Below are 12,402 nucleotides of genomic sequence, written 5' to 3' on the forward strand. Positions count from 1 at the left end.
CCACTGAAGGGAACAAGCTGGTGTAATTCTCATATCGTCACCTTTTAATCAACAGAACGTAAATCAGCGGTTTGTTTTTTATTGCGCAGGAAAATATGCGCGACACCCATCAGCCCATGTGCATAAAAATAAATCTCAATAAACGTTGTCAGGAATTTATGCCAGTGCAGAAAGCGATCTGAATAAGATGACAAAGCGGGAAAGACGATTTCAGCAGCAAACCATGCGCCTCCTGAGGCTGCAACTAACAGCAGAGAGGCGACACCCAGACCCTGAATGGTCGCGGCGATACTACCCCGTGAGGATTCAGGGAGTGACAATTTCATCAGCTGACGGATGTCGTCTTTGATCTGTCTGAAATCCAGGAATGCCCAGCTGTAGTACCATCTGACGCCCCTCTGGCTGACCATCCAGGCTAACAGGATGAACCCCAGAATGAGTGTAAGGGAGCCTGAAATAACATGCAGCCATGTGACCAGCGCAGTTAATCCCGTTTCACCCAGTACATCTTCATCAATAAAATTTGAATTAATAATCTGAAATGCAATCAGTAGCGCAATTGAAACATGAAGGCCACGGAAGAAAGGGGCGTAATCATGCGGTATATATCTGAGGAAAGTTTTAAGCATTTTTCACTCCCGGTCAGTATGGAATGAATTATCGCTGCCGGATATTAGTTTTACCTTAAGGAAGAAGAGAGTGGGGATTTATTTTCACCGCCCTCAGGTTAGCGTAATTGAGAATTATTAACATCTGTTTTATTCGTAAAGGCGAAATAGATAATTAACCAAAAAACCAACTGCTAAAGCGGCAGTCATACCTGATGGAACAAACACCGTTAGATTATTCACCCTCTCAATACCCGCAGGCTTTACTGCATAAGTGATTCGCTGCGCTTTTTAGACATTCACGTTCTGGAATCGAACCCTGGCGGGTACTTAAAAAGTGTAAGTATTGATTCTTTGTTTATAATTTTTACCCGGTTTTAGCTAAAGTGGGTATCATTCTGACTAAACCATAATGACTTTACGATGCCGACATCTTTAACCTCCACGCTCTATACCCGCTTGCGTCTGGTGCTCTCTGTTGCTGCCGGTTTAATGTGCTACTTTTTGCTCTCTGCTCAGTTGGGTCAGATGCAGCGTTTGCTGATTAGCTGGAATGTGGGGCCTGGCTCTATCTCTGCATTCTCTGGGTTCGTATGCTGCGAACCGATGCAACGGGAATTAAGCGTATTGCTCAGCTGCAGGATCAGAGTGCCGCGCTGGTGCTGGGAATCGTGATCGTGGCGTGTATGGTCAGCATTGTGGCTATTCTGAGTGAACTCCCTACCCTGAAAGGACTGACCGACACACCACGACTCCTGCATTTGTTGCTGACAGCAATGACATTGATCGCATCCTGGGCCATGTTGCCCAGCTCATTTGCAATGCACTATGCTCACCAGCACTACCTTAACCGGAGTGAACATGTGAGTCCGTTGATATTCCCCGATAAAACGACGGATCCAGGCTACTGGGATTTCCTCTACTTTTCATTCACCATCGCGGTTGCGTCACAAACTGCGGATGTCGCCACCGGAACCACAGAGATGCGTAAACTCGCATTACTGCAATCTGTTATCTCCTTTATTTTCAATCTGGCTATTCTGGGTTTATCGGTGAATGTCGGGGCTGGTTTACTGAATTAAATCCAGCCACAGCCTGGCATCATTTGCGGAGCTGTCATTCTGTAACAACCTGGTCACCTTAAGTGATTATAACAATATGTAATGAGGTGTTTTCTGCCTCTTCAATCGACACGCACTGCCGTGTAAGTTTTGTCGTGTCTTACGTTTATTGTTCCCGTAATCCGATCAGGAGAAAGAGAGTGAAAGCAACTGCAATGGTTACAACCAGCCTGTTAATGCTGATGAGCAGTGTTCATGCTGAAGGCCTGACGACCTCAGCGGATGGTAAAAACCTGACTGTCAGTTTCGGGCAGCCCACCATCAAACAGGTGCTGCACTACCGCAAAATGTATGACAAAAAGCCGTTTCCGGACGCTGAGATCTATTATTACGACAATGGCACCTACAAGATCATTTCTCAGGGCGAAAACCACTACGGCGTTTACGTTATGCAGGGCAAGTTTGATGATGAAACGTTCACCGTGCGTTTTATCTCTCTGCCTTCTGCTGACTGGGGGAATAAAACGGCCTTTCACCAGTTAACCTTTATCAGAAGTGAAAAGCAGAACGTTTTCATTCAGAACGCGATTGTAGACACCGGCGAGGCCATCGCACAGCAGAACGGCACCTATACACAGGAAATGAATACGGTCACCAACCCCGTTTCTACCTACTGGGAAAACAAATAATTGCCGCAGCGGGTCAGCCACCTTTGTCTGACCCTCGTGCTTTTTGCGGAGGAACGACCCACAGCTATCTCAATCCACTCATTTTTAACTCAGAAGATGATTAGCCGTTCTGAAATGTCTACTCTTATGTCTCGCAGTCCGATGCGCTTAACCCGCCATTCGCGCTGTAAATGGGCGGCAAAGCACACCACGTGTATCCGGCCAATGAAAAACAGTGTCTGATTCCGTCTGACGCAAAAATCCTGCCACTTGCTCTTTAAGGTCCTGAGGCGTAAATATGGACAGAGTTTTGCCCCTGCTCAATGTGCAGGAGGTCACTTTTTCAGTCAGAGATCGTCAGCTACTACGACCGGTATCTCTGCAGTTACATCAGGGCGATTGCGTATTATTGACCGGCCCTTCTGGCAGTGGAAAAAGCACACTTTTAAAAATTATGGCTTCCCTCATTACGCCAGATTCCGGGCAACTCTTCTTCAAAAACCACGACATCACTACCCTGGACGCAGAGGCGTATCGCCAGCAGGTCTCGTACTGTTTTCAGACACCGCAGCTGTTTGGTCAGACGGTGTACGACAACCTCGCGCTTCCCTGGCAGATCCGGCGCCAGAAACCGCATCGGGAAAGGCTTGTTGCTTACCTTGAGAGTGTCAATCTCTCACCCGATATGCTGAATAAATCTGTTGAACAGCTCTCCGGTGGGGAAAAGCAGCGTATCGGGCTGCTTCGTAATCTGCAGTTTATGCCGGATATTTTGCTACTGGATGAAGTCACCAGCGCCCTTGATGACGTAAACAGGCTGGCGGTGCTTTCATTGATTAACAGAATTTCAGTTGAAGACAAGGTGGCGGTGGTGCGTATCAGTCACGATGTAAATGACATTCAGCAGGCCGGGAATGTGCTTCGTCTGGCAGCACCCGAAGAGGAGCATCAGCGTGAATCAACATAATATTAGTGACACCTCGCTGTTGCTCTCATTGACGCTGGTCGTCATTGCTTTGCTAATCAGTCAGAAAGAAAAGCTCGGCATGAGCAAAGATATTATCTGGAGTGTATGCCGGGCGATTATCCAGCTGATTATTGTTGGCTTCGTGCTGAAGTCAATTTTCGACGTTAATAACAGCTGGCTGACGGTAGTGATGGTGTTGTTTATCTGCGTAAATGCCGCAATCAATGCACGCAAGCGCGGTCGGAATATCGATAACGCCTTTGCGATATCATTTGTCGCTATCTTCAGTGGCACCGTCATCACACTGACGATTCTGGTGCTCAGCGGCGCAATCGCCTTTGTGCCGATGCAGGTCATTCCCATCTCAGGCATGATTGCCGGTAATGCCATGGTCGCGGTAGCGCTCTGTTACAGCAGTCTGAACCAGCGTTTCAGCGATAATCACCAGAAAATTATGGAGATGCTGAGCCTGGGCGCATCAGTGAAGTTGTCGTCGGGCCGTATTATTGCTGACAGCATTCGTACAGCTCTGATCCCCACGGTAGATGCGGCCAAAACGGTCGGACTGGTCAGCCTTCCTGGGATGATGTCAGGATTGATCTTCGCAGGAATCGATCCGCTTAAGGCGATTAAGTATCAGATTATGGTGACATTCATGCTGATTGGAACCGCCAGCCTGTCAACAATCATCGCGGTCTACTTATCTTACCGACGTTTTTATAATGCCAGGTCACAGCTGAAAATATCGGATAAATAGCGGGATTAAAGAAACTGATTCGCGGATCTGAACGTCGCAGCCTGAGCGCAATAGAAGCGCTATTGGTTTACTTGCTGATATTTAGCTGATAACAACGTTCCGGTAAATAATTCAAAAGCACTTATCCAGTATCGAAGATATCGTGTCTGGATTCGTGCTTTTGCTGGTGCATCGGGTTATCTGGAGGACAGCTTTTAAGTTTGTCTGTTCTGATAAAGGTCCCAGCGGTTACCGTAAAGATCTTCGAATACCACCACGGTGCCATACTCTTCTTCTCGCGGCTGCTGGCAGAACGTGACACCTTTCGATTTCATCGCGTTGTAGTCACGCCAGAAGTCATCTGTCTGCAGAAAAAGGAAAACTCTTCCGCCGCATTGATTGCCGATAAAATTTTCCTGTCGTTCATTTGATGCGCGAGCCAGAAGAAGATTGCAGTCACTCTCAGGATTGGGTGTGACTACAACCCAGCGTTTACCCGGCTGTGGTGTATCTTCAACAAGTGTAAAACCCAGTTTTTGCGTGTAATACTCAATTGCCCGGTCATAGTCATCAACTACGATTGCCACGTATCCGATACATCGCTTCTGTGTTCTCATTTCTGCTCCAACTGGTTTCCGTTCCGGTTTGCGTAAAAGAATGTTTTAACACAAACATGATTTACCCGCTTCTGATAAATAATTCCGGTTTAGCGAGTGGCATGCTATGGTTAAAATCCCTTCCATAACATGAGGATAGTGACATGATTGTCAGGACATGGCACGGATGCGTACCAATTATCCATGCAGAGGGTTTTGCGATTCATCTGCAGAAAACCGGCGTTGAACATTCACAAAAGACGCCTGGTAATCTGGGAGCCTATGTGAGAAGAGAGACGCAAGGGAAATGGGAACATTTTTTTCTTGCAACATATTGGGAAGATTTAGAGGCAATCAAAGCGTTTGCTGGTGAAGAGTACCAGATTGCCGTGACCTATCCTGATGATGAACAGTTTGAACTGATATCAGATCCTTTCGTCTTCCAGCACCACGTTCAGACGATAACAGCATTAGAGTGACGTAACCGCCGCCACATTAAGGCGGCCTGAATATCCTGCATTCAGTCGCTGGATACACGCCGTGACGAATCGGCAACTGTCCCGCGATTTTTGTCGTTATGGCTAATTTGACGAACTCTCTCTATGATGGATTTTTTCCCGTGTGTTTATCGGGAACGATCAATGACTTAGGGAAGAATCCTCGCGATGACTTTGTTAAATGACCTCGATCTGCGTCAGCTGGAAGCCTTCTCGGCGGTAATCTCTGCGGGCAGCGTCACCGCGGCAGCCAAAGCGCTAAACCGCTCACAACCCGCCGTTTCCCGTCTGATTCAGGAGCTGGAGCAGTCGCTGGGTTACCCACTGTTTATTCGTAATGGTCCGCGCATTCATCCCTCAGAAGAGGCGTTGCAGCTGCATCAGTATGTGCAAAAAGCGCTGCTGTCATTACAGCAGATACGCTTGCGTGCTCAGGAAATTGCGCATCAGCAGCATCGCCCGCTCAGTATTGCGGCTACGCCCGCGCTGGCTGCCGGCTTATTGCCACAGGCACTGGCTGCGCTGAATCTGCAAAACAAAGTGCAAATCATCAGTGAATCCGCCGTTCAGACGGCGCATGCGGTGATCACCGCACAGGCTGACATCGGTTTGTGCAGTTTGCCGCTTGAACATCACGCGGTTGAGTTGCACTGGATCGGACAGTCGCAGTGCGTGGTCGCGCTGCCGGAAAAAGATGAGCTGGCATTGAACAGTACGCTATCGCTGAGTCAGTTAGCAGGCCGCCGTTTAATTGCCCCATGGAGTCCACAGCGTTTGCGTGGCCGCTATGATAAAGCGCTGAAGAAGGTCAAAGCGCCGCTGCTGGAAACTATCGAAACCAATTCGTCGGCGAATATTCTGGGCTGCGTGCGGGCTGGATTAGGTGTGGCGATCCTCGAACCGGTTACAGGGTGGGGCATGCCGCTGGCCGGTGTGGCGATCCGCCCGCTTCAGGAAGATATCCCTTACTTTTTTGGTGTGATCACGCCTCAGGGCCGCCAGCTTTCCAGCGCGGCGCAGGCGCTGGTGGAGGCGCTGGCAGATGCTGCCGCGCAGTTGCTGCCGGGATTTAAACGTCTGGCTGCCAGTGAACACCCTCGCATTATGCGAATCATCAACCAGGATTAATAACGGTGTGCGTTTCAACGTCACTATCAAGTGGAAGGCTGCGATATAGAGATCGTTTTTACTGCAGATATTAAGGCAGAACCAGACGCCAGATTTTAAAAAACCCCTTCATATTCAATGCTTATAGCTTTTTCTGCATAAGATATAAGAAATCCATTGGTCGAATCCTGAGCGGAGTTATTGACTCTGAATTAGGGCAAGAGGATTATGCGAAAACTTAGTTCTTACTATGCGTATTAATGATTGTTAGCCGCCTATTATGTGTTTTAAAGATAATTAAAGGCCGTCTCATTGACGCACATTGACCGTTTTCGCTCGCTCTCATGCGATCGCTGACACCAGGGGATTGCTTTATGACATTTGTCGCCAAAGGTCTTGGTGCGCTGGAAGCTCAGCTTCAGCAGGATCTGGAGTTTCTGGAGCTGCCTGCCAAATCATGGGTACCGGAACGGACTTATCAGAGCGCACCGGTTCGCGATGTGGTGGTGATTGGTGCGGGCATGTGCGGTCTGGCAGCGCTCGCTAAATTACAGTTTACCGGCATTAGCAATGTGGTGGCCTATGACGCTGCGCCCGCAGGGCTGGAAGGGCCGTGGGTTACTTTTGCGCGCATGGAAACGCTGCGCTCGCCGAAAACGCTACACGGTCCGGCTCTGGGTCTCGCGCAGCTGACCTTCCGTGCATGGTTCACGGCACAGTGGGGGAATGAAGCATGGGAAGCACTGGACAAAATTCCTAAAGGTCAGTGGATGGATTACCTGATTTGGTACCGCAGGGTATTGAATCTGCCGGTGCAGAACAACGTGCGTGTCAACCATATCGCGCAGGCCGGGGATCTCATTGCGCTCGATCTGGACGGTGCCGAAACCGGGCGCGTCTACACACGCCGATTGGTGCTGGCTACCGGGCGTTCAGGACTCGGTGGTTTTGCCGTCCCGGATTTCCTGCAAGGTATCGATCGCCAGTTCTGGGCACACTCCGCCGATAACATCAATTTTGCCGCATTACAGGGCAAACGCGTCGCGGTGATTGGCGCTGGCGCATCGTCGATGGACAACGCTGCCACCGCCCTGGAGCAGGGCGCTGCCGCAGTCGATCTGCTGATCCGACGTAAAGAAATGCCGCGCATTAACAAGATGACGGGCATTGGCAGTCAGGGCGTGGTGCATGGCATGTATCAACTCCCCGACGCCTGGAAGTGGAAGTTTGTCGATTACACCGCCGCGACACAAACGCCGCCGCCGCGTGCTTCAACCCTGCGCGTATCCCGTCATGACAATGCACGTTTCTTCCTCGACTGCGCCATCAACGCCGTTAAGCAGGAAGCCGATGGCTTGCTGATCGAAACAACCCAGGGCGTATTGCGCTACGACTTCCTGATCGCCGCCACCGGCTTCACCAACGATTTCCACGGTCGTCCGGAATTTGCTGCTATTGCGCCGCATATTCGTAGCTGGTCCGACGGACGCTATCAGCCGGAAATGGGGACTGCACGACACAGCCTGCTGGAAGCGCCGGATCTCGGTCCTTCGTTTGAATTCCGCGAATTGACGCCGGGTGCCTGCCCGATACTGGCGCACATTCACTGTTTCAATGATGCTGCGATGCTGACGCACGGCAAAGTTTCTGGCGATATTCCTGCAGTGAGTGCGGGAGCGGAACGCCTGGTGCGTGGCATTGCTGCTTCACTGTTCGCCGATGACGTCGGGCAGCACTACGCCAACTTACAGGCTTTTAACACCCCGGAATTACTGGGCGATGAATGGGTGGATTCAACCCCGCAACTAAAACAGGAGAACGCGTTGTGAGCGACGTTATTGATCAGGCAGCCGGATTAGTACCCGAAGAGGCGTTGTATCAGACGCGCCGCCTGCGTCCCGAATTTGTTGAGGGTGCAGAAGCGTGCCGTCTGTCAGTGTTAACGCCGGAAGACGAACAGGGTTTGCCTGCGGTTCTCCGTCTGGCGCTGGCGCAACGTATGGCGGTCTTGAACGCGGATGAACCGCTGCAACGCGATTATCATGCACAGCTGGCGGTGTTAAACCCGTCTGACGCGTTACTGGCGCTCGCGGCCGGTAACCCTGTGAATGAGGAACCGCTGGCAACGATTGCACGCCATGCTGACATGGTGACGCAGCACCCGATTCAGGCGACTGAACAGCACATTCGCCTGCTGGAGCAGGCAGGCTTGAGCAACCCGCAAATTGTCGCGCTCTCTGAACTGATCGCCTTTGTTAACTTCCAGACGCGGGTCGCGGCTGGCTTACGTCTGATGAGGTCCGCATGATTCCGTCGGTTAATCTCAAGCCGCTGCACTGGCATCCCTACATCAAACCCGTAGAAGTTGAACAGGCAACGCCGGCACAGCTTGATGCGATGAAAGTGACGCCGTCCAACAAGAAGATCTCAGAGTATGTGCGCACGCTGGTACACGATCCAGAGAGCTACACTGCGCGTACCGGCTTATTCAACGCCATCATGTATGTTGACGGTGGTCTGAACCGCGCAGACCGTGAACTTGGCGCACTGGGTGCTTCCATTGTTAACGGTTGCCGCTATTGTGCGGTGGTGCATGCGCGCCGTCATGCACAGCTGGCCGACAGTGACGCCGTGGTCAGTGCCATCTATTTTGACCGGGCGGACGTGCTGGGTGAACGCGACGCGGCTATTTATCACTTTGCACGTCGTTTATCGGTCACACCGTCTGAAGCCACGCCGGAAGATGTTGCCGCACTTCGCGCCGTCGGCATGAACGATCAGGAGATTATCGATCTGATCCACGCTATCGCCATCTTTGGCTGGGCCAACCGTCTGATGCATGTGCTTGGCCATGCTGACCTGAACAAATAAGGGCTGCACCGGATGTTAGAACTCAACAATATTACGCTCGCGTACGGAAGTAACCCTATCCTGAAAGGTGTCGATCTGTCAGTAAAACGCGGCGATGTGGTCTCGATCATTGGGCCAAGTGGTACGGGGAAAACTACGCTGCTGCGCTGCATTAACTACCTGGCGAAGCCGTCTGCGGGGACAATTCAACTCGACCAGATCCGCATGGATTATCAGTCACCCGACAAAGCCGCGATTCAGGCTATCCGTCTGCGCACTGCCATGGTGTTTCAGCAGTTTAACGTGTTTAAAAATATGACGGTGCTGGAAAATGTGATGGATCCGTTGATTGTTATCCAGCGTAAAACTAAACAGCAAGCGCGCGACATCGCCGTGCAGGAGCTGGAACGCGTAGGCCTGGGAACCCGGCTCGATCACTATCCATCGCAGTTATCGGGCGGCCAGTTACAGCGGACCGGTATCGCCCGTGCGTTGGCGGTGCGTCCGGATGTGATGTTGTTTGATGAACCGACCTCATCGCTCGATCCTGAGCTGGTGGGTGAAGTGCTTAAAGTGATTAAAGATGTGGCGTCATCCGGCATTACCTCGCTGCTGGTGACGCACGAAATGCAGTTTGCGAAAAGCATTTCGAATCGCATCGTGTTTATGGATCAGGGTGTGGTGGCGGCGCAGGGGACGCCAGCAGAGATGTTTGATAACCCAACGCTGCCGCGCCTTGCCCAGTTCCTCAACTCAGAAAAAGTATTCTAATAATTAAAGGAATCAAAAACATGCCTGCAATCAAAACCACATTACGTCGCCTGGCCGCGCCTGGCATCATCGCACTGGCCCTGATCAGCGGTAACAGCTTTGCTGACGCCGTACGTACTATCAAAATCGCCACCGCTGCAGAATCCAAGCCGCTGTCATGGGGCGCAATTGGTCACGAACCCGAGGGATATGAGCCGGACGTGCTGAAAGCCATCAACGCTAAGCTGCCACAGTACAAATTTGTGATGGAAGGTGCGGCGGATATCGCACAGGAAACCGGCCTGGTGACCGGCAAATATGACATGGCCACCGGCGGATACTATAAAGCGCCTGCGCGCAGCAAACAGTTCCTGATACCTGATGCGCCAATCGGTGCGAGCCTGATGAAGATCTACAGCCGCAGCGATAGCAATATCAACGGTATGAAAGATTTGGTCGGCAAGAAGATCGTGCCTGTCACCGCAGGTGGGGGCGTGTATAAGTTCGTCACCCAGTGGCAGCAGGATAACCCGAACGACAAGATCACCATCAAAGCGTCCAGCGCCGGGGTGCCTTATCCTGATCGTCTGAAAGAAGTACAGAACGGTAAATATGACGCACTCATCCTGCCTTCAAACCTCGGTGAGCAAACGGTAATCGACAACCAGAAGCTGGCTATCAAAGCCAGTGAGCCGGTGGTCATTAACAATACCTATGTTCTGATCCACCGTTCTGCTCAGAATCAGGCACTGAATGATGACATCACGAAAACGCTGAAAGAGCTGAAGGCGGACGGCACGCTCGATAAGCTGGCGCAAAAGTGGTTTGGCGAAGACGTCTCCAAATACATGAAGTAACAGATTCACTGCGTCCGGCGCTGAGCCGGGCGCATGCTGTCCTTATTAGCAGGAGTGTTTAACCGTGAATCTTTCCTCCATGATTCCAGAACTGCTGTCGGCACTGCCTTTAACGCTCGGCATCATGTTTGTGGCGATGATTGTCGGGTTTTTTCTGGCGCTGATCGCGACCTTTTTTCGCGTACGCCGTATTCCCGTGCTCAGCCAGCTGGCCGATCTCTACGTTTCTTATGCCCGCAGCGTGCCCGTTGTATTGCAGCTGTTTGTTGCTTTCTATGGTATGCCACTGATCACCGATAACTTTGGCTTTAACGACTTCTTCACGGCCAACGTGGCGGCAATGATTGGTCTGAGCCTGTATCACGGCGGTTATTTATCGGAAGTGATGCGTCCGGCGTACCTCGCGGTTGAGCGTGGTCAGCATGATGCCACCGACAGCCTTGGTTACAGCTTCCGACAGAAAATGCTGCGTGTCGTTGGCCCGCAGGCGGTGCACTTTGCGCTGCCGGGTTACGGTAATGCAATCATCTATCTGATTCACAACGTGGCACTGGTGATGTACATCGGTGCAGCAGATGTGATGGCGACCGCGCACCTGATTATGGAACGCGATTACAACCAGTATCAGTTCGGCACCTATCTCGTGCTGGCCGTACTTTATTCGCTGCTGTGCGGCGTCGCATGGCTGGTTATCCGCTTCTTTGAACAACGTCATGCGAAATACAGCTCGAAGTCTGCTGCGCGCGTGAAGTTCACCACCAGCGTTTGAGTGAGGAAGAAAAACCATGTTTGATGCTGAGGTTTTGCTGCCGGACTTCTGGAGCATTCTCGATGCGGTGCCAGTAACGCTGTTGATGGCCGTTACGGTTTTTATCTGTTCGACACTGCTGGGCGGGTTGTTTGCCTTTATTGAACATCGCCGCATGCCGGTGCTGCGCCAGCTGGTGATTATCTACAAAATCGCCTTCAAAGGTGTGCCGATGGTGGTGGTCATTTTCCTCGCCTATTACGGTTTGCCTCCGGCGCTGCACTTTGTTGCCACGTTACTGGGCGTGGAGGTCAATGCCCACTCGCTGCCGAACTGGGTGATCATTATCGTGGCTTTAAGCGCCTGCGTCGCGGCATTCCAGGCTGAAGTGTGGAAAGGAGCACTGAACTCGTTTGACAACGGCCAGTCGGATGCCGCCCTGTCACTCGGTTACAGCGGCGGACAGCTGTTTCGCCGGGTGATGTTCCCGCAGATTATCGTGGCGGCAATTCCCGATCTGGCAAATGCTTTTATGGTGATCATGAAAGCGCTGTCGCTGGCATTTGCCATCGAAGTAGTCGATATTTTTGCTCAGGCACAATTGACGGCAGCACTGAACTTCTATTATCTCGAAGCTTTCCTGATTGCGGTGGTGTTCTATATGGTAATTGCCTACTTAGTCACCCGAATTGCTGACAGGATTGAGGCAGCGCTGCGCGTGCGGACTTAATCAGTATCGTGCTTTACCAAACCGGCAAGTCACTGAACGGGTTGATGCCGGTTTGATAATGGGCGATTAAACAATCCAGCAACTGTATAAAAATCCGGAAGCGTTTCGTTTCCGGATTTTTTATGTCGTTAAGTCAGACCATGAACCGAAAACAGATACCTGGCCTTTACAGGCATGCCCTAAAACCTTTGAGCAGGGCAGGCCCCATTGTTGATGACTGAATAACC

At 51.3% G+C, this 12,402-nt stretch carries 14 protein-coding genes and 1 pseudogene; 13 read left to right on the forward strand and 2 right to left on the reverse strand.

The annotated features are described in order from the left end of the window. Positions 1–44 precede the first annotated feature (44 nt). Positions 45–629 (reverse strand): cytochrome b/b6 domain-containing protein, encoded by a 585-nt coding sequence (locus P2R09_RS05770; RefSeq protein ID WP_275767926.1) that lies wholly within the window; start codon positions 627–629, stop codon positions 45–47. Between the two features lie 402 nt (positions 630–1,031). Between P2R09_RS05770 and P2R09_RS05775 the strand changes: the two are divergent. From P2R09_RS05775 to fetB, 4 genes and pseudogenes are all read left to right on the forward strand, one after another. Further along, a pseudogene (locus tag P2R09_RS05775) lies at positions 1,032–1,690 on the forward strand (DUF1345 domain-containing protein). A gap of 179 nt (positions 1,691–1,869) precedes the next feature. Next, positions 1,870–2,358 (forward strand): hypothetical protein, encoded by a 489-nt coding sequence (locus P2R09_RS05780; protein ID WP_275767928.1) that lies wholly within the window; start codon positions 1,870–1,872, stop codon positions 2,356–2,358. Positions 2,359–2,635: 277 nt separating this feature from the next. Continuing rightward, entirely contained in the window at positions 2,636–3,304 is a 669-nt protein-coding gene (locus tag P2R09_RS05785) for an ATP-binding cassette domain-containing protein (protein WP_275767930.1), read from the forward strand. Continuing rightward, complete coding sequence (gene fetB, locus P2R09_RS05790; RefSeq protein WP_275767932.1) at positions 3,291–4,061, forward strand: iron export ABC transporter permease subunit FetB; 771 nt, start codon at positions 3,291–3,293, stop codon at positions 4,059–4,061. The genes P2R09_RS05785 and fetB overlap by 14 nt, the downstream gene beginning before the upstream one ends. Before the next feature lie 194 nt (positions 4,062–4,255). On the opposite strand, the gene P2R09_RS05795 is transcribed toward fetB, so the two are convergent. Beyond that, positions 4,256–4,657 carry a VOC family protein gene (locus tag P2R09_RS05795; protein WP_275767933.1) on the reverse strand — a complete coding sequence of 134 codons (402 nt, stop codon included), beginning with the start codon at positions 4,655–4,657 and terminating at the stop codon, positions 4,256–4,258. Positions 4,658–4,800: 143 nt separating this feature from the next. On the opposite strand from P2R09_RS05795, the gene P2R09_RS05800 reads away from it, so the two are divergent. The 9 genes from P2R09_RS05800 (at position 4,801) to P2R09_RS05840 (ending at position 12,175) form a co-directional block, all read left to right on the forward strand. Continuing rightward, positions 4,801–5,115: an antibiotic biosynthesis monooxygenase gene (locus P2R09_RS05800; RefSeq protein WP_275767935.1), complete on the forward strand. Its 315-nt coding sequence runs from the start codon at positions 4,801–4,803 to the stop codon at positions 5,113–5,115. Positions 5,116–5,301: 186 nt separating this feature from the next. After that, on the forward strand, positions 5,302–6,261 hold the full coding sequence (locus tag P2R09_RS05805) for a LysR family transcriptional regulator (RefSeq protein ID WP_275767937.1): 960 nt from the start codon (positions 5,302–5,304) through the stop codon (positions 6,259–6,261). A 353-nt stretch (positions 6,262–6,614) separates the two neighbouring features. Continuing rightward, the gene (locus P2R09_RS05810) at positions 6,615–8,069 is read left to right on the forward strand and encodes an NAD(P)/FAD-dependent oxidoreductase (RefSeq protein ID WP_275767939.1); all 1,455 of its coding nucleotides are present in this window, start codon (positions 6,615–6,617) and stop codon (positions 8,067–8,069) included. Next, positions 8,066–8,548 (forward strand): hypothetical protein, encoded by a 483-nt coding sequence (locus P2R09_RS05815; protein WP_275767941.1) that lies wholly within the window; start codon positions 8,066–8,068, stop codon positions 8,546–8,548. The genes P2R09_RS05810 and P2R09_RS05815 overlap by 4 nt, the downstream gene beginning before the upstream one ends. After that, complete coding sequence (locus P2R09_RS05820; protein ID WP_275767943.1) at positions 8,545–9,111, forward strand: peroxidase-related enzyme; 567 nt, start codon at positions 8,545–8,547, stop codon at positions 9,109–9,111. The genes P2R09_RS05815 and P2R09_RS05820 overlap by 4 nt, the downstream gene beginning before the upstream one ends. A 12-nt stretch (positions 9,112–9,123) precedes the next feature. Further along, entirely contained in the window at positions 9,124–9,861 is a 738-nt protein-coding gene (locus tag P2R09_RS05825; RefSeq protein WP_003855046.1) for an amino acid ABC transporter ATP-binding protein, read from the forward strand. 20 nt (positions 9,862–9,881) lie between these two features. Next, complete coding sequence (locus P2R09_RS05830; RefSeq protein WP_003855047.1) at positions 9,882–10,697, forward strand: transporter substrate-binding domain-containing protein; 816 nt, start codon at positions 9,882–9,884, stop codon at positions 10,695–10,697. Positions 10,698–10,776: 79 nt separating this feature from the next. Next, positions 10,777–11,466 (forward strand): amino acid ABC transporter permease, encoded by a 690-nt coding sequence (locus tag P2R09_RS05835; protein WP_197066380.1) that lies wholly within the window; start codon positions 10,777–10,779, stop codon positions 11,464–11,466. Positions 11,467–11,482: 16 nt separating this feature from the next. Continuing rightward, the gene (locus P2R09_RS05840) at positions 11,483–12,175 is read left to right on the forward strand and encodes an amino acid ABC transporter permease (protein ID WP_003855051.1); all 693 of its coding nucleotides are present in this window, start codon (positions 11,483–11,485) and stop codon (positions 12,173–12,175) included. The last annotated feature ends 227 nt before the right edge of the window (positions 12,176–12,402 follow it).

The sequence above is a fragment of the Pantoea sp. Cr_R13 genome (genome assembly GCF_029222565.1).
In the GTDB taxonomy this organism is placed as follows: domain Bacteria; phylum Pseudomonadota; class Gammaproteobacteria; order Enterobacterales; family Enterobacteriaceae; genus Pantoea; species Pantoea eucalypti.